Source organism: Pseudomonas sp. Pseusp49 (assembly GCF_059491875.1).
This window is the reverse complement of the sequence record NZ_CP168514.1, coordinates 3,837,780-3,862,259: the sequence shown is the minus strand read 5'-3', so window position 1 is coordinate 3,862,259 and position 24,480 is coordinate 3,837,780. Positions and strand designations below refer to the sequence as shown.

Genomic DNA, 24,480 nt, shown 5'->3' with positions numbered 1-24,480 from the left:
TAACCGCCATGTCATTCCTGAAAGGCTTCTCAATCGGCGCCAAGCTCCTCGTGCTGCCCGCCTTGTTTGTACTCGCTCTGCTGGTCGTCTCGGGCCTGGCCTATCAGGGGCTGGCCAGGCAGCAAGCTGTGATCGAAGAAATTGACCAGTTGCGGTTCCAGCAGTATCGCCAGGTATTGGAAACCGCAGCGGCATCGCAGGCCGCAATGGTAGGTGCCTATGCCATCGGCTCGCGCATCCTGGAATCGAATGGGCAGGCGTCTGCGGAGGAGCTGGAATCCTATCTGGAGGATATGCAAGCCAGTGTCGATGACATGCGGGCCGGGTTGGACAAAGTGGCCCGAGAGACGCGCTTGGGGGATGAGGAGAAGGAGCTTTACCGTGCAGTGCAGGACCAGGCTGCAGTGGTGGGTGAGGGGCTGGCCGAGTTCAAGCGCACTGCCTTGAACGATCAGATCCAGGCTGCCTCGTTGCTGGGGCGAGTGCGTGCCGATAACAATGGTCTGCAAGGTCAATTCAACCGGCTCCTGGGACTTCAGGCAGCACTCACATCCGGCGCTTTTGCAGAAGCTGGCACTACACAACGGCAGGTGTCACGAATGCTGGTCGTGGTGCTGCTGACCGCTACCGTATTGGCGGTGTTGGTCAGTTTACTGCTGCGCGCGCAGATCATCCGACCGATCCGGGAAATCGAGCAGGCGTCTATCGAGTTGCGCGACGGTGACCTGACCCGGCGCGTACGGGTGATGGGGCGAGATGAAGTTGCCCGCACCGCTCAAGCGTTCAACGAACTGATTGATAGCTTCCAACAGGCAATGCGCCAAGTGGCCGGCGTTGCGGCCTCGGTCGGTGTCTCGGCCGAAGAACTGGTGGCGACCTCGGCACGTGTTGCCGAGAGTTCCACCGCACAATCCGGCGCGGTGGGCGCTGTTTCAATGACCATCGAGCAGATGAGCAACGGGATGACCGCGATTTCCAACCATGCGCAAACTCTTCGCAGTTGTGCCGAAGCCAGTTTGCGCGGTACGGAGGACGGACATTTGGCGCTGTCTCGACTGCTCGAGAAAATCAAAAGCGTGCGCCATGCCTTTACTGCTATTCGCGGTTCGGTGGGCGACTTCGTCGAAAGCACGACCGCCATCACGGCCAGTATCGGTCAGGTCAAGGACCTTTCCGCGCAGACCAGTATGCTGGCGCTCAATGCCGCGATTGAGGCGGCGCGTGCCGGGGAGAGCGGGCGCGGTTTCAGCGTGGTGGCTGACGAGGTGCGTAATTTGGCGCAACGCTCAGCGACGGCAGCCAATTCGATCAACCAATTGACCTTGAAACTGGAGAGCCAGTCCGAAACTGTCGATGACGCGTTGAACGCAGGTACAGTGGCACTGGACGACAGTGGCCGGCTGTTGAGCGAGTTGGAAAACACTTTGCAACAGGCGAGCGAACTGGTGGGTGACTCAACGCGCGGGGTGGATCGGATTGCCGATGCCGTGAGTGTGCAGAGCGAAGGCGGGCGGGGCATCGTCGCCAACGTCGAGCGCATCGCGCGCATGGCCGGGGAAGGCGATGCGATTACCCATCAGGTGTCCGGAGCCGTGGTGTCTTTGCGCGAGCTGTCCCACGAACTCAATCTGGCGGTGGGACGTTTCCGCTTCGAGGTTTGACCTGATCGTCGGTGATCAGGTCGTTGTGCCCGTCTGTTGTTTCGCTGTCTTGAAGATCAGCAGCAACGGCACGACGCCAATGGATAACCACATCAACAGCTTGAAGTCATTCAAATAGGCCACCCAACTGGCTTGCACGGTGATCATGCCGTCCAGCGCTGCACGCCCGGCGGCCGTGAGTGGATTGAGCTGGTGGCTGACAGGCCAGGCATCGAACAGGCGGTTGAACGGCGTCACGTAGGCGCCGATTTCGGCATGATTGATCTGAGTGTTTTGCGCCAACAGCACGGTCACGATCGAAATGCCGACACTGGAGCCGACGTTACGCGACAGGTTGTACAGGCCAGTCGCATCGCCACGCAGATGTGGAGGCAGCGTGGTGAAGGCTATGGTGGTCAACGGCACGAACAGCAAGCCCAGGCTGGCGCCCTGGACGAAGCCGACGTAGACAATCGTGTCGATGGAAACTGCCGGCGTCCAGCCCGTCATCATGTACATCGACCAGGCCGACAGCATCAAGCCGCAGAACAGTATCCAGCGGATATCGACTTTGCCGATGATCTTCCCGGCAACGAACATGCTGAGCATCGTACCCAGGCCACGCGGCCCCATGACCATGCCGGCGGTGAGCACCGGATAGCCCATGAGGGTTTGCAGGTAGGGGGTCATCAGCGCCAGCGAGGCCAGGTACGTGATACCGATGATGAAGATAAACACGACGGCTACCGAGTAGTTGCGGTCCTTGAACAGCTTCAGGCTGATAAAGGGTTTGTCGTGGGTGAAGGTGTGCACAAGGAAAATGTAGGTGGCCACGGTCGCGACCAGCGCTTCAAGGATGATTTCCCCGGAGTCGAACCAGCCCAGTTGTTCGCCGCGGTCGAGAAACAGTTGAATTGCCATGATCGCCACGCTGAGCGAGCCAAACCCCAGCCAGTCCAGGCGTGCCGTTCTGTCGGCCGGTGTTTCCCGAACGAAGCGCGTCATGCCGATAAAGGCCAGCAGGCCGATGGGCAAATTGATAAAGAATACCCAGCGCCAGCTGAGGTGTTCCGTCAGCCAGCCGCCGAGCATCGGCCCCAGCACAGGGCCGACCATGACCGAAACCCCAAACAGCGCCACGGCCGAGCCCCTGTCTTTCAGCGGGTAGATATCCAGCAAGATGCCTTGCGACAACGGCACCAATGCCGCCCCAGCCAGCCCCTGCAGCAGGCGGAACAGGATGATTTCTTCCAGGGAGCGAGCGATGCCGCAGAGCACGGATGCCAGCACAAAACCGAAGATCGACCACAGCAAGACACGCTTGCGACCGAAGCGTCGGGCAAGGAATGCCGAAGGCGGCGTCATTATGGCTGTTGCCACGATGTAGGACGTCAGGACCCAGTTGATCTGGTCGGCACTGGCCGACACGCTGCCTTGCATGTAGGGCAGGGCGACGTTGGCAATGGTGGTGTCCAGCGCTTGCATGACCACGGCCAGCACCACGCAGAACGTAATCAATACCCGCAGTGGCGAAGGCGGCAATGGTCCGGTCACTTCATTCATGATGGAGGGCGAACAGGGCGGCCAGCGGTTTCGGCAGGCCACGGGCTTTGCCGGTATCGATGTTGACCACGGCGCTCATGCCATGGCGCAATGCTGGTTTGCCGGCGGTGTCGTCGATCCGGATGCGTACAGGAATGCGCTGCACGACCTTCACCCAATTGCCCGTCGTGTTCTGCGCCGGCAGCAGCGAGAAACTGGCGCTGGAAGCCGGGCTGATACTGTCGACGGTGCCATGCCAGGTCACACCGGGGTAAGTGTCCACCTCGATGGTGACCCCTTGGCCGACCCGGGCGTTGGTCAGTTCTGTCTCTTTTGGCGAGGCGGCCACCCACAAGCGTTCGCTGGAGATCAGGCTGAAAGCTGATTGAGGTGGTTGCAGGAAGGCGCCCACTTGCAATGCGTCAACGTTGGTCACGATGCCGTCGAAGGGCGCAGTCACTACTGAGTTGCGCAGATTGCGCTTGGCCTCATTCAGCGCCGCCAGCGCTTGCAGGTACGACGGGTGTTGTTCGAGAGGGCGGTCCAGCCGGCCGCCCAATTGGGCCAACGCTGCGGCGGCCTGGGCTTTGGCGACGGCAATCTGCTGGCGGATATTGTCGAGGTCACGATGAGCGTCGTCGTAGAGGGTCTTTGACACCGCGGCAACGCTGACCAGTTTTTCCAGCCGTTGGAAATTAGTCTGGAAGTACGGTAGCCGGGCTTCCGCCTGGGCGATCTCGGCCAACGATTGGTTGTAGCTGGCCTTGAGATAAAGGATCTGGTTGCGCGCGTTTTCCAGTTGCGCCTGGGCGCTGGCCACGGCGATTTCAAAGGGTTCGGGTTTCAGGCGGAATAAAACCTGGCCCTTGCTCACGGCTTGGTTATCAGTCACTTCAATCGCCGCGATGATCCCGGACACATCGGTGGAAACCCCCACCCGGTCAGCCTGGATATAAGCATTGTCTGTGCTCACCGTCTGGCCGCCAAACACGTACCAGGCGGCACACGCCACGACGGCAATCGGGCCCAACGCAAACAGGCCGATACGCCAGTGTTGCCGTGTCGGCTCGATTGGTTCTTGTGCATGTCCATCAGGAGCTGGGGATTCGGGTGTCTGCGGCGGCTTTTCCAAGGGGTCGAGCGGGCGGGCCTCGGCGTGAACGGTTGGGCGCTGGAGTGTGGGCTCAGCCATGTTTCACCTCGCCTGCACAACGTGGAGTTTCGTCCACCGGCTGGCCACAGGCCGTCAGCAGGTGTTCACGCATGCGTTCGAGGTAGTGCAGCAATTGGTCGTGCTCCTGAGGGGAGAAATCCGCCATGGTTTCCCGTCGGGTCTGCTCGCCGATGGTGCGCATGAATTGCAACAGCGGATGCGCCGCGGGGGTGAGAAACAACAGGGAACAACGACGATCGGTGGGGTGGTTGCGGCGCTCGACCAGGCCGCGCTCCTGCATTTTGTCCAGCAAGCGCACCAAGGTGACCGACTCGATTTCCAGCAGGTCGGCCAGGCCTTTCTGATGAATGCCTTCATGGATGGAAAGCTTCGCCAGGACTTGCCATTGCGAACGCGTGAGGTCGGCTGCGCGTGCCCATTGTTCAAAGCGTTTGCGCATCAAGCGGGCGACGTCATGGAGGACAAAGCCAAGGGTGGATTGGGACATTGTTCAGCGCACCTTGAAGTCAATGAGCAAGCTCATGGTAATCAGGCTTATGGATTGTCCGCTAGCGGTTTTTCATAAAAATATGATCAGTAATAAAAAAACAGTTCATATAAATCCTATGAAATGGTCTTTTTTCCAATATTTAGGGCTTTTGCTTCGGGTTTATGAGTTGGCGCATGCTTTTTTATTGGGATGAATACAAGTGAACAAAAAGCAGATAAATGTCTATTTGTGTTTGATCTATCACCCTCGGGGCGCTACCGTTAGCGCTGACTGCGTTCAACGCATTTGCCCAAAAACACAACAACAATGAGGCAGTTCAATGATGACTCCAGGCTGGTGGGCCATGGCGCTTTCCGAAGCTGTGAACGATCAAGCGCCCCTGGCCGTGGCCTTCGCTGGCGAGGAACTGGTCCTGTTCCGGAATGCCGCGGGCCAGGCCTTTGCTTTGGAAGACCGTTGCCCGCACAGGCGCGTACCGCTGGCCCTGGGGCGGGTGGTGGCGTCCGGCTTGCAATGCGGCTACCACGGCTGGACCTTCGACGGCGCCACGGGCAGCTGTACGCAGATTCCTAACCTGCACGCCGGTGAGCGCGTCCCGGCTCGTTATGGGGCGCGAGCCTTTGCAGTCAGCGAGGCGAATGGTTTTGTCCATGTGTGGTTGGGCGAGGGCACGCCGCACGGTGAATTGCCCAGCAGCGACTACAAGCCAAGCGGGCGCGAATTCACTGGCGCCACGATCGTCAACATGAACCATGACCAATACCTGGCGGCGATGCTCGACGGTCCGCAGTGCTTGCTGGGTTTTTCCCATGTGCGCATGACTGACTTCTTCCTTGGCGATCTGCGCAGTGAGCAGGGGCGCATGGTGTTGGAACGAGGTGCAGTGTGGAGCACTCAATTTCTGCCGTCGCAGTTTGTGGTGGATTACCCCTTGATTGTGCGTACTGCCGTGGCGTTGCAGGGCGGCATGATTCGGGTGGATCTACTCAGTGAGGACGAGTTGCCGCTGATCACCTTGATGATTTCTGCGGGCGCCAATCGTCGCGGTACCACCAGTCTTTGTTGGCGTGGTTACGTGCATCAACAGGTACCGGCCAAAGCCCCTTTGCGCTGGCGGCTGGCACGCCTGCGCAAACAGCCACCATTGAACATCAATAGCCTGATTGACGGTGCGGCCATCGCAGCCTTGCTTGAGGCGTCGTCCCGCGAACTACGCACCCTGCGCCAGCCACACCTTATTCCCGTCAGCGCTGTCGTCTGAGCCCAGGAGAACCGACCATGCATGCCGTGCCTTCTTCCAATGACACCCTGCCAGGCAAAGTGCGGGGCGACTGGACGCCGATCAACTATGACCTGCGCGACACCTGGTTCCCGGTGGCCCATAGCCGTGACCTGAGCGCGCGGCCGATTCGGCGCATTATTCACGCACAGCCCTACTACCTGTGGCGCGACAACGGACAGCCGGTGGCGGCTGAATTTCACCCCCATCGACCTGACAAGGCGCCGCAATTGACTGCGTTTACGGGAGGGCGCGGGTTCTACCCATTGGTCGAGCGTTATGGCTACATCTGGGTCTGGTACGGCAACCCGGACGCGGCCGACGCGCTGTTGCTGCCACACATTCCGTTTCTGCCGCTCGATGGCAGTCTCCCCGGCTATACCCAACGCACTGTGCGTTTTGACGCGACGTCGGCGCTGTCAGTGGAAAACCTGATTGACCTGACCCATGCCGATTTCCTGCACGCCAATACCATTGGCGACGGCATCAGTGAGTCGGATGTGGTGGAGGTGCAATGGACCTCCGAAACGGTCACCCGTACCCGTACCGTCGCGCAAAAATCAGTAGCGCCGATCATGCGCTGGGTGGGCGGTGTGCGCGCCAAATACCAGGACTTTCGCGCCGTGCTGCACATTCATTTGCGCAGCAACGTGTGCATCTCCTATCCGCGCTTTCGCCCCGGCTATGACGTGCCCAACCTGCAACCTTTCCTGCCGGTGGGCAAACACCGCTCGCGCTGTGACGTCACGTTCAATACCACCGCTGCACCCGCACCGTTCCGCTATGTGATGCCACGCATCAACTACATCATCCAGCCACAGGACAACTCGGTGGTGCGTCCGCAGAACCAACGTTACTTCGAGGCCGGCGAGCGTCGTGACCTGCATTCGCGTTTCGATACGCCGGGTACGCGTTATCGCTACCAGATGGAGCAATTGGCCGAACGCCAACGCGCGGGACAGTTCGCCTACGGCAGCGATGCCGAACCGGGTCGCAATATCAGTGCCTTGCTGGGCATGGATGACTGACGCACATACACGAGGAATATCGAATGGATCTGGGCATAACCGGGCGCACGGCAGTGGTGTGTGCCTCTTCACGAGGGCTGGGCAAAGCGTGTGCGCTGGCCTTGGCGCAGGAGGGTTGTGACGTGCTGATCAATGGTCGCGATGCAGCGACCCTGGCGCAATCCGCCCAAGACATCCTGCGCAGCACCGGTCGACTGCCGCGCACGGTGGTGGCCGATCTGTCCACGGCTGAGGGGCGTGCGGCGCTGCTGGCCGCGTGCCCGCAAGTCGACATTCTGGTGACCAACAACGGCGGGCCTGAGCCTGGGCGTTTTGAAGACTGGGATCATGCGGCCTGGCAGGCTGCCATCGAGGCCAACATGCTCTCGGGCATCTTGCTGATTCAGGCGGTGGTGGGTGGTATGCGTGCGCGAGGTTTTGGTCGCATCGTCAACATCACCTCGGCAATGGTCAAGTCGCCACGCTTGCCCTTGGGGTTGTCCACCGCAGCGCGAGCCGGGTTGACGGCCTTTAGCAAAGCCCTGTCGGTGGAGGTGGTGCGCGACAACGTGACCCTCAACAACTTGCTGCCGGAGCGCATTGAAACCGATCGCATGCGCTACATGACCGAGCAGGTGGCCAAGCACCGCCAACTCAGCATGGAGCAGGCACGGGCAGAAATGTTGAGGCCGATAGCGGCGCGACGATTCGGGCAGCCAAGTGAGTTGGCCGCCGCCTGTGCTTTTCTGTGTTCGGTGCAGGCCGGCTATATCACCGGGCAAAATCTGCAGGTCGATGGCGGCAGTTACGCCGGTTTGATGTAACCGCCTGCACGGGCCTTCCAATCGGCGGGCGGCACTTCGCTGGCGTCGAAATCCAGCTCGACTTCAACCCCGTTGGGGTCCTGCATGAACAACTGCCAAGTGCGCTGATCGCCGGGTGCCCGAATCACCTTGAAGTGCACGCCATGGTGTTCGAGGTGTTCCCACATCGTCAGCAAGCCTTCTGTATGGAACGCCATGTGGTCGAGCACACCCCGTCGCGGCTCTGGCATCTGTGTTACGCCCACCACGTGCAGTACAGGTTGATTGCCCGCGTATAGCCAGAAACCGGGGACCGGAAACGGCGGCCGTGGCCCCTCGACCAAGCCCAGCATGTGAACATAGAAATCACGTGTGGCGTCCAGTCGGTCGGTGACGATGGTGAAGTGGTCCATGCGCAGGATCATCTCGAGGTCCTCGGTGGTGGAAGTGCATATATGAACATATTCTATATAAGTGTTGAATTTAACTTATGATTCTATATTTGGAATACTAATCTAACTATGGAATATTTCCGTCATGGCTTAGGGTGAACCCATGGATGCGTTCTGCAGCTCTGCTGCAGAACGCGATGGGCAGAACAGACACTCGAAGGTACTGCATGAGCCAGGCAATCCTTGAAGGTATCCGCGTCATCAGCCTGTGTTCCGGCATTGCCGGTTCTGCTGCCGGGCTACAGCTGAGTGAAGCTGGCGCTGAAGTGGTGATGGTCGAGCCACTGAACAACCCTGCCAGGGATCACCAGGCATTGTTTGCGGTGCTCAACCGCGGCAAGCGCAGCGTTACGCTCAATCTGGAAAACGTTGCTGACCGCCAACAGTTGCAGAATCTGCTGGCCAGCGCCGATGTGCTGCTGCACGACTTCACGCCTGCGCAGGCGCAAGTCCATGGATTGGCGGACGAGCAGCTCGCGGCGGACTTTCCTCGCCTGGTCATTTCCGCCATCGGTGGCTGGCCGCAACGTCATGCGCTGGCCAATTCGATTCCCCACGAGACATTGATCCTGGCGCGCCTGGGCCTGCTGGACGAGCAACCGGCGCATCGTTTCGGTCCGGCCTTCGTACGCATGCCGTTTGCCAATTGGCTGGCCTGCTGGCTGTGTGTGATCGGGGTGATGGCGCGATTGCTGGCGCGTCAGCGTGATGGCCGGGGTGGCATTGCCCATACGAGCCTGGCCCAGGCCGCTCTGGTGCCCATGACCATGCATTGGAACCGCGCCCAAACGCCGACACCAGCCTTCGCCAAGGGCCTGGATAAACACATTCCGATTCCGTTGCACCAATGCGCCGATGGGCGCTGGTTGCATGTGCACTATTCGCCAGACAAATCACCCTGGATGGCCGCAGCGCTGAGTGAACTCGGAGAAACCGAAGTCGCCCGCCTGAACGCGTTATGGCCCCCCAGCCATGTGGCGCCCAACTTCGGCGCCAATAAGGCAATCATTGCCACTCGGCCTGCGCAGGAGTGGGTCGAGCATTTCTGGCAGCACGATGTTGCCGCACAGATAGCGGCGCCGTTTGGCGAGATCTACTTTGACGAACAAGCCCGCGTGAATGGCTATGTGGTCGAAGTCGACGACGTGCAGATGGGCAAGACCCTTCAGCCAGGGGCGGCCTGGAAGGTCCAGCCACCTGCGCGAACCGGCGCCAGTGCGCCGCTGATGGGAGAAGGGAACGCCGAACTGTTCGATGCAGTTGTTGAGCATCAGGCGCCGCAGTCCGGGGCGAGTCCCGCCCCCTTGCCACCCTTGCATGGCCTCAAGGTGCTGGACCTCGGCGCGTACCTGGCCGGCCCGTTTGCTTGCATGTTGCTGGCAGACCTGGGGGCTGAAGTGATCAAGGTCGAGGCGCCCAAAGGTGATGCGATGCGACGCCTGGAACGGATTTTCAGCGGCACCCAGCGCGGCAAGCTGGGCGTGGCGTTGCAGTTGGGTGATCGGCAAACCGAGCCCGCTGTGGAAGCGTTGGTGCGTTGGGCCGATGTAGTGCACCACAACATGCGTCTGCCGGCCGCGCGAAAACTCAAGGTCGATTACGACAGCCTCAAAGCGCTTAACCCGCAACTGCTTTATTGCCATGTCAGTGCTTATGGGCCGACCGGCCCGCGTGCCGATTGGCCCGGCTTTGACCAACTGATGCAAGCCGCCTGCGGGTGGGAAGTGGAGCAGGGTGGTGAGGGCCAGGCGCCGATGTGGCTGCGCTTTGGTGTGGGTGATTTTTTTGCCGGCCTGTCCTCGCTCTATGCCTTGCTGCTGGGCTTGTACGAGCGCAACCACAGTGGCGTCGGGCAGATGGTCAGCTCGTCATTATTGGGCGCCACGCTGCTGTCGATGAGCGAGGCCGTGGTGCTGGAGGACGGCAGCCTCACGCCGGTCGCCCACATGGATGCCCGTCAGACCGGGTTGAGTGACACCCACCGCCTGTACCGATGCAGCGATGCCTGGTTGGTGGTGGTCGCGCTGCAACTGGACGAAGTGCAGCGTTTCCGGGCGCTGACGAGTGGCCAGCCTCAAGCCTACTTTGCAGACCTCACCCGGGAGGCGGCGCTCGCAGCGTTAGCCATCGAGAGGGTCCCGGCGCAGCCGGTGCTTGAAGCGCAAATGGATGCCTTTCTCGACAGCCCGGAACATGCCGCCGCCGGCCTGCATGCCCATTACAACCACGCCGTCTACGGCGACTTGCAGCAGATCGGCGTGTTCTGGGATTTCGGCAATTTGCCGTTGTCGCTGCGTCGTCCACCGCCTGCCCTCGGCCAACATACAAGGCAAGTGTTGGAAAGCCTCGGCTTTGCCGGCAGCGAGCTTGAGCGCCTGGCCGCGGCAGGATTGGTGGCGCTGTAGCCGCCGATTTTTTTGATGGGCAGCCTTCATTGATACGCACAAGGAACACCTATGAACGAGTTGGATTTCAGCGGCAAGACCGTACTGGTCATCGGCGGTTCCAGCGGTATCGGCAACGGCATCGCACAGAGCTTCCGCCAACGCGGCGCCGAGGTTTACGTGTGGGGCACGCGTGCCACTGCAGCGGCGTACGAGGACTCTGCCGACTCTGACCTTGAGGGGTTGCATTACGCTCAGGTCGATGTCGCAAACGCGGCGCAGATCGAGGCTGTCAGCGTGCCTTTCACGCGACTGGATGTGTTGGTGCAGGCACAGGGCACGGTGCTCTACGACCGGCAGGAATTTCTCACCGAAGGCTTCAAGCGCGTGCTCGACGTTAACCTCACCAGCCTGATGGTGTGTGCGCAGAAGTTTCATCCGCTGCTGATGCAGGCGAAGGGTTCGATGATCACGGTCAGCTCGGCAGCCGCGTTCCACTCGACGCGTGGCAACCCCGCCTATAACGCTTCAAAAACCGGTGCGTTCGGGCTGACTCGCACCCTGGCCGAAGCCTGGGCCCGGGACGGTATCCGGGTGAACGGCATTGCCCCGGGACTGGTGGAAACCAAGCTCACACGGGTGACCACCAGCAACCCCAAGCGCCTGGAAGGGGCGCTGCGCGCCATCCCGCAAGGGCGTCTGGGAACGCCCCGGGACATGGCCAACGTTGCCTTGTTTCTCGCCTCGCCGCTGGCCGGCTATGTGCTCGGCCAAACCCTGTTGGTCGACGGCGGCATGCTGCTGGCCTGATCGCTATTTGTTAGGAGTACCACCATGGCCTGGGACTTTCAGACTGACCCTGAATTTCAAGTGGAGCTGGACTGGATCGATCGGTTCGTCCGCACCGAAGTCGAACCCCTCGATCATGTGCTGGGCAGCCCGTGGAACATCCATGATCCGCTGTTCAAGCAGTTGGTCAAACCGCTGCAGGCGCAGGTCAAGGCGCGCAAATTGTGGGCGTGTCATTTGGGGCCGGAACTGGGGGGCGCCGGTTATGGCCAGGTGCGCCTGGCCTTGATCAATGAGATTCTCGGGCGCTCGCTGTTCGGTCCGATTGTATTTGGCTGCCAGGCGCCGGACTCGGGTAACGGCGAAATCCTTGCGCACTACGGCACCCCGGCGCAGAAGCAGCGTTACCTGCAACCCTTGCTCGACGGTGACATCGTGTCCTGCTTCGCCATGACCGAACCCCAGGGAGGTGCGGACCCGGCCGTTTTTACCACTCAAGCGGTGCGCGATGGGGATGACTGGGTGCTCAGCGGCGAAAAATGGTTTGCCTCCAATGCCCGCTATGCCGCGTTTCTCATCGTGATGGCGGTCACGGATAAGTCGGTCTCGGTCTACGAAGGCATGTCGATGTTTATCGTTCCCGCCGACGCCCCCGGGGTTCACATTATCCGCAACGTGGGTATCGCCGATGATCCGGCGGCAACCCACGCCTACCTGTCATTCGATAACGTGCGAGTACCTGCAACCGACATGCTCGGTGCGCCGGGACAGGCGTTTGTTGTGGCCCAGGTACGTCTGGGTGGCGGTCGCGTGCACCATGCCATGCGAGTGATCGGTCAGGCACAGAAAGCCCTCGATGCGCTGTGTGAGCGGTCCCTTTCGCGCAGTACCCAGGGCAGCCGCTTGGCGGACAAGCAAATGGTCCAGGAAAAAATTGCCGACTCATGGATCGAGCTGGAGCAGTTTCGCTTGTTGGTGATGCGTACAGCCTGGCGTATCGACCACTATCAGGATTACAAGCGGGTGCGCAAAGACATCGCTGCGGTGAAGTCCATCATGCCCAAGGTGCTGCATGACATCGCCGCCCGCGCCCTGCACGTGCACGGCTCGTTGGGGGTCAGTGAAGAAATGCCGTTTACCGGGTACATCGTCCGCTCCTTCCAGATGGGCCTGGCCGACGGACCGACCGAGGTGCACAAAGTCACGGTGGCCAAGCAGTTGTTGCGTGATTATCAGCCCTGCGATGAGCTGTTCCCTGATTATCACCGACCTACCGCGGCAGCCCGTGCCCGGGAAAAGTACGCCGACGTGTTGGCCAGCCTGAGTGAGCTGGAGCCATGAGCGACTGGCAGCCACTGGTAGACCTTGAGCGTCTGGCGCAGTGGATGGACACGATGGGCCTGGAAAGCGGACCCATCGAGGCGCCCCGGCGCTTGACGGGAGGCACGCAAAATCTGCTGCTGCGCTTTCGTCGGGGCCAGCGTGACTTTGTGCTGCGTCGGCCTTCTGCGGAGCTGCGCGAAGTCGGCAGCAAAACCATTGCACGCGAAGCTCGTTTGCTCAGGGCTTTGGCCGGTTCCCGAGTGCCCCATGCCGGATTGATTGCCGATTGCGCCGACCAGAGCGTTCTAGGCGCGAGCTTCTACTTGATGGAGCCGGTGCAGGGCTTCAACCCCAATGATGCCGCCGGTTTGCCTGCGCCACACAGCGAACAACCGGCACTGCGCCGACGCATGGGCCTGGCCATGGTAGATGCGCTGTTACGCCTCAGCGAGATTGATTACGAGGCGGTGGGGCTGGCGGATTTCGGGCGGCCAGAGGGTTTTCATCAGCGCCAGGTGTCACGTTGGCTGGCTCAGCTGGACAGCGTCAAAGACTACCCGGGTTGGCCTGGTGCGGCCGGACTACCGGGCCTCGAACGCTTGGCCAACTGGTTGGACGAGCATTGCCCGCAACAGTTTCAGGTCGGCATCCAGCACGGTGACTTTCACCTGTCCAACGTGATGTTCCAATCCGGCAGTGGGGAGCTGGCGGCAATCGTCGATTGGGAACTGGCGACCATCGGCGACCCTTTGCTCGACTTGGCCTGGCTGGTGGTCACCTGGCCCGGTGCCGATGGTCGAGGCGCCGGCACAATCGAAGTGCACCCGTGGGACGGCTTTTGCAGCAGCGAAGAACTGATCGCCCACTATCGCGCCGGTAGTTCGCGTTCGTTGGCGGACTTTAACTGGTACCTGGTATTGGCCGGCTTCAAGCTCGGCATCTTCCTTGAAGTCAGCTATGCCCGTGCCTGTGCGGGCAAAGCCCCGAAGATCACCGGTGAAAAACATCATGCCTCGGCGCTACTCCTTTTCGAGGCAGCGTTGCAGCGCATTGATCAAACAGCCTGACAAAACCCAAACAAAAGGAACAGCACATGCAACTGGCCGGTAAGCGGATCATCGTCACGGGGGGCGCCCGCGGTATTGGCGCGGCAGTGGTCAAGGCCTTTGTGGAGGAGGGTGCCTATGTTGTCAGTCTCGACCTGGGCGAGACAGCCTCGATAACGGGTGACGGTGGTGGCTGGGCGCACACGCGAGTCTGCGACATCGCTGACAGCCAATCGGTGGACGCTGCCTTTGCCTGGGCCAACGAACAGCTCAACGGGCTGGATGTGCTGGTGCATGCCGCGGGCATCGCACCCAATGCCAGCGCCGACAGCATCACGCTGGACGAGTGGGAAAAGGTCTTTGCGGTCAATACCCGTGGCACCTTCCTGACCAACCGAGCGGCCTATGAACTGCTCAAGGGCAGCGGCGGACGGATCATCAATTTCGCCTCTGCCGCAGGCGTACTCGGACAGCCGGGCAAAGCCCATTACGCCGCCAGCAAGGGCGCGGTGCTGGCCTGGACGCGCACGGTGGCGCGGGAATGGGGCCCATTGGGCATTACCGTCAACGCGATCGCTCCGGCGATGTGGACGCCAATGTACGACGCCACCCGCGCGAGTATGAGCGCCGAGCAATTGCAGCAACACGATGCGTACATGGCCGGCCAAGTGCCAATCGGCGGAAAGCTGGGTGAACCGGCCCGGGACCTGGCGCCCGTGCTGGTGTTTCTTGCCGGCGATGGTTCGCGGTTTGTCACCGGTCAGACGTTGGTGATTGACGGCGGGATGATGATGCTCAGTTGAATGACAAGCGGTGTGCCTGGGTGAACCCGGCACACGTGCCTAGCGACCGCGGATCAGCTGCAAAAACTCCTGGCGGGTGTTGTACGATTCGCGGAACGCCCCGAGCATCACCGAGGTGCTCATCACCGAATTCTGCTTTTCCACACCGCGCATCATCATGCACATGTGTTTTGCCTCGATCACCACCGCCACCCCGGCGGCATCGGTCACCTGGGCAATGGCGTCGGCAATCTGGCGTGTCAGGTTTTCCTGAATCTGCAAACGGCGGGCGAACATATCGACAATCCGCGCGATTTTCGATAGCCCCAGGACTTTGCCCGTCGGTATATAGGCGACATGGGCCTTGCCAATAAACGGCAGCAAATGGTGTTCGCACAGGGAGTAAAGTTCGATGTCCCGGACGATGACCATCTCATCGTTGTCCGATTCAAACAGTGCGCCATTGACGATCTGTTCGAGGCTTTGCTGGTAGCCATGACACAGGTACTGCATGGCTTTTGCCGCGCGCTTTGGTGTGTCCAGCAAACCTTCACGTTCTGGATTTTCACCTACGCCGTGGAGAATCTCACGGTAATTTCTGGCCAGTTCTTCGTTCATGGTTTGACCTTGTTGAATTAACCAACATCCCGGGCTGCACAATGTGCAGCCCGGGCAAGGCTTACAGTTGAGTGACGGCGATTTTGCTGTTGCTCTGGCTGGCATCATGGAACTGAGCGGTTTTGCCATTACGCCACTGCACCAGCAACTGCGCCTGACGCTGTTGTGCGTGGTCGAGGAACCGCTCTTTCACCGGACCATACCCGCGAACGCTTTCAGGCAGCTCTACCAACTCTTGAGCCAGGGCCTGCTTTTCGGCAGTCAAACCCGTCAGCACTAGGTCGAGGATGCATTCGTAGTTCGCCAACCAGTTGCGTTCCACCTTGCGCTCATGGGTATGGCCGAACGGATCGAGCCAGGTGTTGCGCAAGAACTTGAGCTTGGCCAGCAGCTTGAAGCCTTGCAGCATCCATGGACCGAAACTGCGTTTTTTCGGTTCGCGGCCGGAGCCGTTATCGTTCAGCAGCGGCGGCGCCAGATGGAAGCGCAGGCGGTAATCGCCCTCGAAGCTGGCCTGGATTTTTTCCAGAAACTGTCCGTCGGTAAACAGACGGGCTACTTCATATTCATCCTTGATGGCCAGCACTTTGAAGTAGTAACGGGCAACACTCGCCGACAGCTTGCCGGGTTGTCCGAACAGTGCGGTTTCCGCCTTGATGAATTGCTCGACACGATACCGGTAGCGTTGGGCATAGGCGTAGTTCTGGTACGCAGTGAGAAACTCCACGCGCCGTGCCAGCGTTTCTTCCAGGCTTTGTGACAGTAAGCGGTCCGGGCTTTGCACCTTGCCGGCTTCCAGATTGCGTAATACCCGCGGCAGGTCATGGGCGCTGCACCGGCCCCAGTCAAAGGCAGAGAGGTTGAAGGGCACTGCCGTGCCGTTCAGTTCTATGGCCTGTAGCAGCGCTGCTTTACCCACCGGTAACCAACCTTTCTGGTAGGCATAGCCAAGCATGAAGGTGTTGGTGGCAATCGAGTCGCCCATCAACGCCGTGGCAATTTTGCTTGCGTCGATAAAGTCCGCCTGGTCCGAGCCCACCGCTTCGGCAATTTGTGCCGACATGCTTTGGGTCTGGAATTTCGGATCTGGGTGCTTCAGCAAATCACCGCTTTCCGCTTGCTGAGCGAAGGTGCGCACAAAGGCGCTGGTGATGCTTTCCTCGCTGTTGATCAATGCATGGGTAACACCGTGACGCAGCTTGGACAGGGTTTCGGTGTTGGCGCTGACCACCAGGTCGCAGCCCAGTAGCAAGGCCGCTTCACCTTCGGCAATCCGGGGTGCAAACAACTGTTCCTGGTGCGCGGCAATGCGAATGTGCGACCACACCGCACCGCCTTTTTGTGCCATGCCGGCCATGTCCAGATTGAGCGTGCCTTTGCCTTCGATGAACGCCGCCATCCCCAGCAGTGCGCCGATGGTCACCACGCCCGTACCACCCACGCCAGTGACCAAGATGCTGTAAGGCTCATCCAGCGCTACGGTCGCGGGCGTCGGCAAATCCCACGCGTCATCCTTCGCTGCCGCCAGGGCTTGGGGTTTGCGCAAGGAGCCACCTTCGACCGTGACAAAACTCGGGCAAAAACCGTTGAGGCAGGTGAAGTCTTTGTTGCAAGAGGACTGGTCAATTTCACGCTTGCGGCCGTACTCGGTTTCCACCGCCACGACCGACATGCAGTTGGACTTGCTGCTGCAATCGCCACAGCCTTCACACACTGCCTCGTTGATCACCACCCGGCGTGCCGGGTCCGGGAATTTGCCGCGTTTACGACGCCGACGTTTTTCCGCAGCACAGGTCTGGTCATAGATGATTGCCGACACGCCCTTGAACTGGCGCAACTGTTCCTGCACTTCGTCCATCTTGTCGCGACGCAGCACCGGCACGCCGTCTGCCAGATCACGGATGTGCTGGTATTTCTCGACATCGTCACTGACCACCACCAGACGCTGCACGCCCTCGGCCGCAAGCTGTCGACTGATTTGCGCCACGCTGAGGCTGCCGTCCACCGGTTGTCCACCGGTCATGGCCACGGCATCGTTGTAGAGAATCTTGTAGGTGATTTGCACCTTGGCCGCGATGGCGGCCCGGATCGCGAGAATGCCGGAATGGAAATAGGTGCCATCGCCGAGGTTGGCAAAAACATGCTCGGTCTTGGTAAACGGCGCCTGTCCGATCCACGCCACGCCTTCGCCGCCCATTTGGCTGAACGTCTGGGTCTGTGGATAGATCCATGCCGCCATGTAGTGGCAGCCAATACCGGCCAACGCACGGCTGCCCGCCGGGACTTTGGTCGAGGTGTTGTGTGGGCAACCGGAGCAGTAGTGGGGCACGCGCTCCATCAGGTTACTGAACTGGCCTTTACTGGCCAGTTGTGCGTCCAGCACCGCCAGGCTCACTTGCAGCGGACCGTTCTGATGCAGGCGCAAAATACGCTTGGCCAAAGCACGGGCGATCATTGCCGGCGTCAGGTCGTTTACCGCTGGCAGCAGCCAACCGGTGTGCGGCAGGCTCCACTCGCCCTTGTCGTCAAACTTGCCGACGATGCGCGGACGCACGTCTTCACGCCAGTTGTAGAGTTCTTCCTTCAGCTGGTACTCGATCATGTGGCGTTTTTCTTCCACCACCACAATCTCTTCCAGGCCTTCGGCGAACTGCCGCACACCTTCAGCTTCCAGCGGCCAGACCATACCGACCTTGTACACACGCAGGCCGATTTGCTGCGCCAGGGCTTCGTCGATACCGAGAATTTTCAGCGCCTGACAGACGTCGAGGTAGGACTTCCCGGACGTGATAATGCCGATTCGCGCTTTCGGTGAATCCATCACGATGCGGTCGATCCGGTTGGCGCGTGCGTAGGCGAGGGCGGCGTACAGCTTGTGCTCCAGCAGCCGCTGCTCCTGCTCCAAGGGAGGATCTGGCCAGCGAATATTCAGGCCGCCTTCCGGCAGCGGGATATCCGGGATAATGGGCTGAATGCGATGGATGTCGATATCGACAACGGCCGCGCTCTCCACTGTATCCGCGACTGCCTTGAGGGCGACCCAGCAGCCGGAATAACGCGACATGGCCCAGCCGTGCATGCCGTAGTCGAGATATTCCTGAACGCCGGACGGTGCCAGCACCGGCATCATCACCGCTTTGAAAATATGCTCGGTCTGGTGCGGCAGCGAGGAAGAGCGAGCGCCATGGTCATCGCCGGCAATCGCCAATACACCGCCAAATTGCGACGTGCCGGCAGCGTTGGCGTGACGGAACACATCGCCGCAGCGATCGACGCCCGGACCCTTGCCGTACCACATGCCGAATACGCCGTCGTAGGTGGCTCCTTCGAAGATGTTGACCTGCTGCGTGCCCCAGATCGACGTGGCGGCAAGGTCTTCGTTCATGCCCGGATGGAACACCGTGTGGTGTTCCTTGAGATAGTCACGGGCCTTCCATAGTGCCTGGTCGAATCCACCCAGTGGCGAACCACGATAGCCGGATATGAACCCGGCGGTGTTCAAGCCATTGGCCAGGTCGCGTTGGCGCTGCATCATGGGCAGGCGCACCAGCGCCTGAATCCCGGTGAGTAAAACTTTTCCGCTGTGCTGGATGTATTTGTCATCCAGGGACGGGGACGCACTCATGCTCATCCTCCAGGCTTTATTGTCGTGGCGGCGCCGGGAGAGTGGCGTTGCCTAGTTATTGAGCCGAGTCTAGGGATCGGTTTTGCCATCGTAAAATCACAAAAACTGCGTTTCGGTATTGGTTATTCAGATAAGGCTTTTCATGTTTGCAGGACAGTTCAAGCGCCTGTCAGAGTAATAATGTGGACATTTTCGTAAAATATGTTCAACTATTGTTCTGGGTGCAGCCTTAAAATAAAACAGACAAGGAGAATGCCATGCGTGCCGCAATCATTTCCGAGCGCAATGCGCCGCCAGTAGTCGGCGAGTTTCGCGAGCCGAAGCCGCAAGACGGCGCAGTACTGATCGATGTTGATACCGCTGGTCTGGGCGGCTGGGATGTACTGGGCGCCTACCGTCTGGGTGTTGAATATCCCTGTGTCATTCGCGGCGAAGGCGTCGGCCGTGCGCCGGATGGCCGCCGGGTGTACTTCGGCGAGCGCTCGGTATTGCCCTTTGGTGCCTTCGCGGAGCGAACCCTGGTGCCGCAAGCCGAAGTGTGGGATGTGCCCGACGATGTAGACGATAAAACCGCAATCAGCATGGGCATTGCCGCAACCGGTGCCATCGTTCCCCTGGAAAAAGCCGCGATCCAGAAGGGTGAAAAAGTCCTGATTCTGGGCGCCACCGGCACCCTCGGGCAGATCGCCTTGCAACTGGCCCGCGGCATGGGAGCGGGCAAGGTGGTTGGTGCGGCTCGGTCGGCTGATGCGCTGGGGCGCCTGAAATCTCGGGGCCTTGCCGACGCTGTAGTGACCTTGGGTGGCGCTGATGATGTGGCTGCACTCAAGGACGCCGCCGATGGCGGATTTGATGTGGTGTTGGACCTGGTGTGCGGTCAACCCATGTTGACGGCTCTGAAAGCCACCAGCTGGGGCGCGCGTATCATGACCATTGGCACCGGTGCCGGTCGCCAGCTCAATCTGGACATTGCCGATCTTCTATTCCGCAACCTGTCGTGCATCGGCACAGGCCAGCGTTCGCCCGCAGATCGTGAGCAGATCTGGCTGCGTCTGCTGAAGATCGCCAGGGAGCAGCAGATCGAGGTGGATTACCTGGATTTCACCCTGGACCAGGCAGCTGAAGCCTGGGCCGCTCAGGTCAATGGGCCCCACGCAAAAATTACCGCCTCGATTCGTCGTTAAACAGGGCAACACGCAAGGGCGCCCTTGCCGGGGGGGCCTTTCAGCATTGGTGCTGCGGGTGAAAATCCCCAGCCCAGATGCCCATTGCTTTGTGGCGTGCGGCACCGAAAGCGACGATTTTTTTGCGGCCCGCCACCTGCTTGATCAACCTGCGCCAGGTATCACCCAATCAGATGACAAAAGGCAAAGATATTTCAATGCGCCAGCTGCGTTATTTTGTGGCCGCCGCCGATGCCGGGCAGTTTTCCCAGGCGGCATTGAAGGCGCATGTCTCGCAGTCGGCGATCACCGCGGCGGTGTTGCACCTGGAACACTCCATGGGTGTCAGCCTGTTCGATCGCCTGCCCCACGGCGTGACCCTGACCGCTGAAGGCAACAAGTTTTCCCAGCATGCGCGGCACATCCTCGACACACTGCAGGACGCGCTCAGCGAGCCGCTGTTTCTGGGCCATGCCATGCAGGGGACTGTGCGCGTGGGGGCCTCCTACACCGTGCTTGGCTATTTTCTGCCGGCACTGCTGGCCCGTTTCAAACGCAGTTACCCGCAGGTCGAGATTGACCTCGTCGACATGGACCGCCAGAGCATTGAAGAAGCCCTGGGCAATGGCGATCTTGACCTGGGCCTGACGATTGTCTCCAACACACCGAACCTGGAGGGGCTGGCCCATCAGGTGCTGATTCGCTCCCGTCGTCAGCTCTGGCTGGCCAGCCAGCACCCGCTGATGTCGGCGCCCTCGATCAATCTCGAAGACGTCGCCGAGCATGCCTATATCCTCGCCACGGTCGACGAGGGAGAAATTTCCACGTCGCGCTATTGGGAGTCCCGTGGCCTGGCGCCCAAAGTGGCCTTTCGCACCTCTTCCATGGAGGCATTGCGCGGCCTGGTGGGCCATGGCTTTGGCGTGACCATTCTCTCGGACATGCTTTATCGGGCCTGGTCACTGGAAGGCAAGAAAATTGAAATCCGCCCGCTGGTGGATGTGATCCCGCCCATGGAGCTCGGACTGATCTGGTTGCCCGATACCCGTTTGTCCGCACCGGCCCAGGCATTTCGGCAGTTCATGATCATGGCTTGCGCTTCGTAGTCTTGCCCGCCGGCCAGGCGCACGGCATTGCCGGTTATTGGCCGGAATCGAGGGAGGAGGGGTCGTTAAATCAAGCGAAGTAGGCAGTGGTATTGGATATTCAGATACTGAAAGACACGGTGGTTCTTGTGACTTCGCAGAAGGGGCTGTCTACGCGTGGTACATCAATTTCAATTCACGGGTTGCTTGATATCTCCGCAGAAAATATCGACGTTGCCATCAGCCGGTGTCGTGGTCACGACCACTGAATACTCTGCGGAAAACAGCGCTGACATGGCCACAGGCGCACTTCGTGAATAGGTCCATCCACGGGTACCGGAAATGCGGCTGGTGTTGATCCGGTCATTCATCGTGTAGGCCACGGGACCGGGCTGTTTGCAGCTGCCTTTATGGATCGACGTGTAGAGATTCAAGGGACTGAGGGTGCCGCTTGGAACCCCACTGATGATGAAGGTAAAGGCGGTCTCCTGGCCTTGGCTGGCCAACGTCACATTGGCAATCTCGCCGGTGTTGCGGGGCGTAGCCAGCAGAGGAATGGTCACTGTCTGGCTTGATGAATGCGTACAGCCAAACATCATCACCGTGACCATCAGCGCCGCCGACCGGTTTCTCATGTTCATGATCAACCTCCTGCTCAACAAATGTAGTACGGGGGGATTTTGGTATAGCGCATCGAGCGCTATTGGGGGGAGATACTGACGGGAGGGCGGTGCCGTTTTTGCGGTTGTTGCTTGAACTGCCGGATCACCGTTCGAGCGTTCCGGCCGTTCCGATCATGGCTCGCGACCCTTTCCAGGGCCGGGCGATACATGTGGTCCAGCAGAAGTTCATGCGTGCGCTGTGGAGGGGAGCAGGGCATGGCGTTGACTGGATCATTTGAAATCGTGGATTCGCTCCTTAAATAACTGAACAGTAATTAAAAATATGTTTATATTTGCGCTGGGGCATTCCTACCTCAATTCAAGCCAATCACCCGCCAATCGGTGATTCGGCACGCTGGCTAATGACAATAAGGAGAACGCCATGCTGATTGATGTCCACGCTCATTTGCTGACCGAAGGCATGCTGAACCGCCACGAGTTCTGGGGACCTTTCATGAAGGTGCAGGGGCTGACCGTGGGGCACTTTTCCCTCGGCACCAAGCAACCGGCCAAGGCCGCGACAGATGCCGAAGCGCAGGCCAACATCCTGGCGCGCATGAGCCACGCCAGCCGTCGCAAGCTGATGGCCGAGCGGGGCGTCGATAAACTGGTGATGTCCACGCCGTCCCACTGCTTCATGTATTGGGCGGGCGATTTCGCCAATGAATATGCACGCATCTGCAACGACGAGTTGTCGGCATTCTGCCGAGCCGATCCCGACCATTTCGATTTCTGGTGCCACGCCAACCTGGCGGATCCTCAAAATGCTGCCAAGGAAATCGAACGTGCCGTGACCCAGCTGGGCGCCAAGGGTGTGTGCGTGGGTGGGGCCAACTTCAATGGTCTTGAAGCGCATGATGAGCGCTTGTTCCCTGTCTGGGAAAAGCTTACTCAACTCGACGTGCCGATCATGGTGCACGGCTTCAACCAGTCGATTTACTGGGGTGAAAAACACACTGACGACAAATTTGAAACCACGTCGATCGTCGGTGATTGCGTCGATGAAACACTGTTCTTCTGGTACCTGATCTGCGGCGGTGCGCTGGATGTTTTCCCTACCCTGAAAACCTACATCACCCATGCCGGCGGTATGGCGGTGTTCCAGTTGGGACGCTTGAGCGAACTCAACCGGGCCATGGCACCGGACTCTCGTAATAAACGGCCACTGATGGAGTACATGCAGAATTTCTACTTCGACCTCGACGTGCATGCGCCTGGCTTGCGTCGGGGCGTGGCGGAGGTGGTGGGAGCAGATCGCTTGTTGTACGGCACCAACTTCGGGGGCGCCTATGACCATGGCGACCTCACAGAAGGGTTGGGTCTGTCCAGCCATGACCGCGAGCGGATTCGCAGCGGTAACGCCATCGAACTACTCAAATTGAAAGTGCCGGCCAACGCCAATGCGGTGTTGACGCCGTGACGGGCAGCCTGCTGACTGTGCCCACCGGGCGGCCCTATCCGCAGCGTGACGGCCGCCTGCCGCGGCACCTCAGCGAGGTCACCGCGTCGTGGCTGACGCAGCTATTGCAGCCACGCTACCCCGGCATCGAAGTGCTGGCGTTGACAGCGGTGGAGGTGCGAAACGGGCACACCACCAAGTATCGCGTCAAACTGGAACTGAACGAGATCGGAAAGCGCGCGGGTATACCCGCGCATGTTTGCCTGAAGTCGAACTGGTCCGAGGGCTTCGAAAGCGGCGATATCTGTGAGCTCGAATCACGCTTCTATCATTTGGCGAACGGCTGGTCCGGCGCGCCATTGCCAAACACCTGGTTCACTGACTGGGATGCCGATGGCGGTGGCCGGGGTGTGGTGATGATGGAAGACCTGGGGCTTGCCGCCGGGCAGTTCGGCCATAGCACCGATCACCTCGGTGTGGACGGGGTGGCCCGGGGGCTGGAGTCATTGGCCTCGCTGCATGCGGCGACCTGGGGCCTGCGTGGTTTGCAGGCTCAGGGCTGGTTGCCGGTGTCGATGGCCAACCCGGTAGACAGCGACGGCCTGCTGCGCATGTACAACTACATCAAGGTCAATCTGCGCAAACCGGATTACCAGCGACTTCTGCCGAAGTGGATGTATGAGTCACCGGACTTGTTCAGCCATGCCTTCGATGAACTGGCGGCCTTCGAGCGGGAACAGATGTCGCCAGGTTGTGTGATTCATGGCGACTCGCATCAGGGCAACAGCTTCCTGCGCAGCGATGGCCAGCGTATCTGGCTGGACTGGCAACTGGCCCGGCGCGGCCGGCCATGGCGTGATGTAGCGTATTTCATGATTGGCGCACTGACCGTTGCGCAGCGCCAGGCTGACGCCGAGCACCTGCTTCGGGTTTACCGGGAGAAGTTGATCAGCCTGGGTGCCGAAGGTGTACTCGATCAGGACGCTGCGTGGGCGCAACTGCGCCGTTGGCCGGTATGGGGCATGCAGACGTGGATGTCGAACATGGATGAATGGGGGCAGGCAGGGTTGCCGATGGTGGAGCGTTTTTTTGCCGCCGCCGAAGATTTTGATACGGTGCGTTTGCTCACTCACGGTCGCAAGCCGCGCCGAACGCCGATACTGGGGCAGGGGGCACGGCCGTTGACGCAGGCCTATCAACATCTATTGGAGGATTGA

21 protein-coding genes are annotated in these 24,480 nt (G+C 60.0%); 14 read left to right on the top strand and 7 right to left on the bottom strand.

The features are described 5' to 3' along the window. Positions 1-8: 8 nt before the first annotated feature. The gene (locus ACEN83_RS17235; protein ID WP_495577837.1) at positions 9-1,661 is read left to right on the top strand and encodes a methyl-accepting chemotaxis protein; all 1,653 of its coding nucleotides are present in this window, start codon (positions 9-11) and stop codon (positions 1,659-1,661) included. Positions 1,662-1,676: 15 nt separating this feature from the next. On the opposite strand, the gene ACEN83_RS17230 is transcribed toward ACEN83_RS17235, so the two are convergent. The 3 genes from ACEN83_RS17230 to ACEN83_RS17220 are packed head-to-tail and all read right to left on the bottom strand — an operon-like array spanning position 1,677 to position 4,843. After that, positions 1,677-3,203, bottom strand: coding sequence for a DHA2 family efflux MFS transporter permease subunit (locus tag ACEN83_RS17230; protein ID WP_495577836.1), 1,527 nt, complete (start codon positions 3,201-3,203; stop codon positions 1,677-1,679). Next, a complete protein-coding gene (locus ACEN83_RS17225; protein WP_495577835.1) occupies positions 3,196-4,374 on the bottom strand; it encodes an HlyD family secretion protein in 1,179 nt (392 codons plus the stop codon). Before ACEN83_RS17225 ends, ACEN83_RS17230 begins: the two co-directional genes overlap by 8 nt. Beyond that, entirely contained in the window at positions 4,367-4,843 is a 477-nt protein-coding gene (locus tag ACEN83_RS17220) for a MarR family winged helix-turn-helix transcriptional regulator (RefSeq protein WP_495577834.1), read from the bottom strand. The genes ACEN83_RS17225 and ACEN83_RS17220 overlap by 8 nt, the downstream gene beginning before the upstream one ends. Positions 4,844-5,165: 322 nt before the next feature. Between ACEN83_RS17220 and ACEN83_RS17215 the strand changes: the two genes are divergently transcribed. The 3 genes from ACEN83_RS17215 to ACEN83_RS17205 are packed head-to-tail and all read left to right on the top strand — an operon-like array spanning position 5,166 to position 7,956. Next, the gene (locus tag ACEN83_RS17215) at positions 5,166-6,107 is read left to right on the top strand and encodes a Rieske 2Fe-2S domain-containing protein (RefSeq protein WP_495577833.1); all 942 of its coding nucleotides are present in this window, start codon (positions 5,166-5,168) and stop codon (positions 6,105-6,107) included. A 17-nt stretch (positions 6,108-6,124) separates the two neighbouring features. After that, positions 6,125-7,153, top strand: a complete 1,029-nt coding sequence (locus tag ACEN83_RS17210; protein WP_495577832.1) for an oxygenase — start codon at positions 6,125-6,127, stop codon at positions 7,151-7,153. Positions 7,154-7,176: 23 nt separating this feature from the next. Then, complete coding sequence (locus ACEN83_RS17205; protein ID WP_495577831.1) at positions 7,177-7,956, top strand: SDR family oxidoreductase; 780 nt, start codon at positions 7,177-7,179, stop codon at positions 7,954-7,956. On the opposite strand, the gene ACEN83_RS17200 is transcribed toward ACEN83_RS17205, so the two are convergent. Then, positions 7,938-8,360: a VOC family protein gene (locus ACEN83_RS17200; protein ID WP_495577830.1), complete on the bottom strand. Its 423-nt coding sequence runs from the start codon at positions 8,358-8,360 to the stop codon at positions 7,938-7,940. The two genes, ACEN83_RS17205 and ACEN83_RS17200, sit on opposite strands and share 19 nt — an antisense overlap. 194 nt (positions 8,361-8,554) lie before the next feature. Here ACEN83_RS17200 and ACEN83_RS17195 point away from each other — a divergent pair, with 194 nt between their 5' ends. The 5 genes from ACEN83_RS17195 to ACEN83_RS17175 are packed head-to-tail and all read left to right on the top strand — an operon-like array spanning position 8,555 to position 14,732. Then, complete coding sequence (locus ACEN83_RS17195; RefSeq protein WP_495577829.1) at positions 8,555-10,792, top strand: CoA transferase; 2,238 nt, start codon at positions 8,555-8,557, stop codon at positions 10,790-10,792. A gap of 51 nt (positions 10,793-10,843) precedes the next feature. After that, a complete protein-coding gene (locus ACEN83_RS17190) occupies positions 10,844-11,581 on the top strand; it encodes an SDR family NAD(P)-dependent oxidoreductase (RefSeq protein ID WP_495577828.1) in 738 nt (245 codons plus the stop codon). 24 nt (positions 11,582-11,605) lie between these two features. Next, the gene (locus tag ACEN83_RS17185) at positions 11,606-12,901 is read left to right on the top strand and encodes an acyl-CoA dehydrogenase family protein (protein ID WP_495577827.1); all 1,296 of its coding nucleotides are present in this window, start codon (positions 11,606-11,608) and stop codon (positions 12,899-12,901) included. Continuing rightward, a complete protein-coding gene (locus ACEN83_RS17180; protein ID WP_495577826.1) occupies positions 12,898-13,950 on the top strand; it encodes a phosphotransferase family protein in 1,053 nt (350 codons plus the stop codon). The genes ACEN83_RS17185 and ACEN83_RS17180 overlap by 4 nt, the downstream gene beginning before the upstream one ends. A gap of 26 nt (positions 13,951-13,976) precedes the next feature. Continuing rightward, the gene (locus ACEN83_RS17175; RefSeq protein ID WP_495577825.1) at positions 13,977-14,732 is read left to right on the top strand and encodes an SDR family NAD(P)-dependent oxidoreductase; all 756 of its coding nucleotides are present in this window, start codon (positions 13,977-13,979) and stop codon (positions 14,730-14,732) included. 39 nt (positions 14,733-14,771) lie between these two features. Here the strand turns inward: ACEN83_RS17175 and folE are convergent, their stop codons facing one another. Both folE and ACEN83_RS17165 read right to left on the bottom strand, forming a co-directional pair. Continuing rightward, on the bottom strand, positions 14,772-15,329 hold the full coding sequence (folE, locus tag ACEN83_RS17170; protein WP_095967353.1) for a GTP cyclohydrolase I FolE: 558 nt from the start codon (positions 15,327-15,329) through the stop codon (positions 14,772-14,774). Positions 15,330-15,390: 61 nt separating this feature from the next. Further along, on the bottom strand, positions 15,391-18,954 hold the full coding sequence (locus ACEN83_RS17165; RefSeq protein ID WP_495577824.1) for an indolepyruvate ferredoxin oxidoreductase family protein: 3,564 nt from the start codon (positions 18,952-18,954) through the stop codon (positions 15,391-15,393). 257 nt (positions 18,955-19,211) lie between these two features. Here ACEN83_RS17165 and ACEN83_RS17160 point away from each other — a divergent pair, with 257 nt between their 5' ends. Together ACEN83_RS17160 and ACEN83_RS17155 are read left to right on the top strand one after the other, a co-directional pair. Then, on the top strand, positions 19,212-20,138 hold the full coding sequence (locus tag ACEN83_RS17160) for a quinone oxidoreductase family protein (RefSeq protein WP_495577823.1): 927 nt from the start codon (positions 19,212-19,214) through the stop codon (positions 20,136-20,138). Positions 20,139-20,311: 173 nt separating this feature from the next. Continuing rightward, positions 20,312-21,223, top strand: a complete 912-nt coding sequence (locus ACEN83_RS17155; protein WP_095967342.1) for a LysR family transcriptional regulator — start codon at positions 20,312-20,314, stop codon at positions 21,221-21,223. A 170-nt stretch (positions 21,224-21,393) separates the two neighbouring features. Here ACEN83_RS17155 and ACEN83_RS17150 read toward each other — a convergent pair whose 3' ends face one another. Then, positions 21,394-21,843: a hypothetical protein gene (locus ACEN83_RS17150; protein WP_495577822.1), complete on the bottom strand. Its 450-nt coding sequence runs from the start codon at positions 21,841-21,843 to the stop codon at positions 21,394-21,396. 98 nt (positions 21,844-21,941) lie between these two features. On the opposite strand from ACEN83_RS17150, the gene ACEN83_RS17145 reads away from it, so the two are divergent. The 3 genes from ACEN83_RS17145 to ACEN83_RS17135 all read left to right on the top strand — a co-directional run bounded on the left by ACEN83_RS17145 (position 21,942) and on the right by ACEN83_RS17135 (position 24,480). Next, complete coding sequence (locus tag ACEN83_RS17145) at positions 21,942-22,103, top strand: hypothetical protein (RefSeq protein ID WP_495577821.1); 162 nt, start codon at positions 21,942-21,944, stop codon at positions 22,101-22,103. Positions 22,104-22,246: 143 nt separating this feature from the next. Continuing rightward, entirely contained in the window at positions 22,247-23,284 is a 1,038-nt protein-coding gene (locus ACEN83_RS17140; RefSeq protein WP_495577820.1) for an amidohydrolase family protein, read from the top strand. Next, the gene (locus ACEN83_RS17135; RefSeq protein WP_495577819.1) at positions 23,281-24,480 is read left to right on the top strand and encodes a phosphotransferase; all 1,200 of its coding nucleotides are present in this window, start codon (positions 23,281-23,283) and stop codon (positions 24,478-24,480) included. The genes ACEN83_RS17140 and ACEN83_RS17135 overlap by 4 nt, the downstream gene beginning before the upstream one ends.

Excerpts from the sequence above, each read along its gene's own strand:
- ACEN83_RS17235 (WP_495577837.1), top strand. The coding sequence starts at position 9 with ATGTCATTCCTGAAAGGCTTCTCAATCGGCGCCAAGCTCCTCGTGCTG.
- ACEN83_RS17230 (WP_495577836.1), bottom strand. The coding sequence starts at position 3,203 with ATGAATGAAGTGACCGGACCATTGCCGCCTTCGCCACTGCGGGTATTG.
- ACEN83_RS17225 (WP_495577835.1), bottom strand. The coding sequence starts at position 4,374 with ATGGCTGAGCCCACACTCCAGCGCCCAACCGTTCACGCCGAGGCCCGC.
- ACEN83_RS17220 (WP_495577834.1), bottom strand. The coding sequence starts at position 4,843 with ATGTCCCAATCCACCCTTGGCTTTGTCCTCCATGACGTCGCCCGCTTG.
- ACEN83_RS17215 (WP_495577833.1), top strand. The coding sequence starts at position 5,166 with ATGATGACTCCAGGCTGGTGGGCCATGGCGCTTTCCGAAGCTGTGAAC.
- ACEN83_RS17210 (WP_495577832.1), top strand. The coding sequence starts at position 6,125 with ATGCATGCCGTGCCTTCTTCCAATGACACCCTGCCAGGCAAAGTGCGG.
- ACEN83_RS17205 (WP_495577831.1), top strand. The coding sequence starts at position 7,177 with ATGGATCTGGGCATAACCGGGCGCACGGCAGTGGTGTGTGCCTCTTCA.
- ACEN83_RS17200 (WP_495577830.1), bottom strand. The coding sequence starts at position 8,360 with ATGATCCTGCGCATGGACCACTTCACCATCGTCACCGACCGACTGGAC.
- ACEN83_RS17195 (WP_495577829.1), top strand. The coding sequence starts at position 8,555 with ATGAGCCAGGCAATCCTTGAAGGTATCCGCGTCATCAGCCTGTGTTCC.
- ACEN83_RS17190 (WP_495577828.1), top strand. The coding sequence starts at position 10,844 with ATGAACGAGTTGGATTTCAGCGGCAAGACCGTACTGGTCATCGGCGGT.
- ACEN83_RS17185 (WP_495577827.1), top strand. The coding sequence starts at position 11,606 with ATGGCCTGGGACTTTCAGACTGACCCTGAATTTCAAGTGGAGCTGGAC.
- ACEN83_RS17180 (WP_495577826.1), top strand. The coding sequence starts at position 12,898 with ATGAGCGACTGGCAGCCACTGGTAGACCTTGAGCGTCTGGCGCAGTGG.
- ACEN83_RS17175 (WP_495577825.1), top strand. The coding sequence starts at position 13,977 with ATGCAACTGGCCGGTAAGCGGATCATCGTCACGGGGGGCGCCCGCGGT.
- folE (WP_095967353.1), bottom strand. The coding sequence starts at position 15,329 with ATGAACGAAGAACTGGCCAGAAATTACCGTGAGATTCTCCACGGCGTA.
- ACEN83_RS17165 (WP_495577824.1), bottom strand. The coding sequence starts at position 18,954 with ATGAGTGCGTCCCCGTCCCTGGATGACAAATACATCCAGCACAGCGGA.
- ACEN83_RS17160 (WP_495577823.1), top strand. The coding sequence starts at position 19,212 with ATGCGTGCCGCAATCATTTCCGAGCGCAATGCGCCGCCAGTAGTCGGC.
- ACEN83_RS17155 (WP_095967342.1), top strand. The coding sequence starts at position 20,312 with ATGACAAAAGGCAAAGATATTTCAATGCGCCAGCTGCGTTATTTTGTG.
- ACEN83_RS17150 (WP_495577822.1), bottom strand. The coding sequence starts at position 21,843 with ATGAACATGAGAAACCGGTCGGCGGCGCTGATGGTCACGGTGATGATG.
- ACEN83_RS17140 (WP_495577820.1), top strand. The coding sequence starts at position 22,247 with ATGCTGATTGATGTCCACGCTCATTTGCTGACCGAAGGCATGCTGAAC.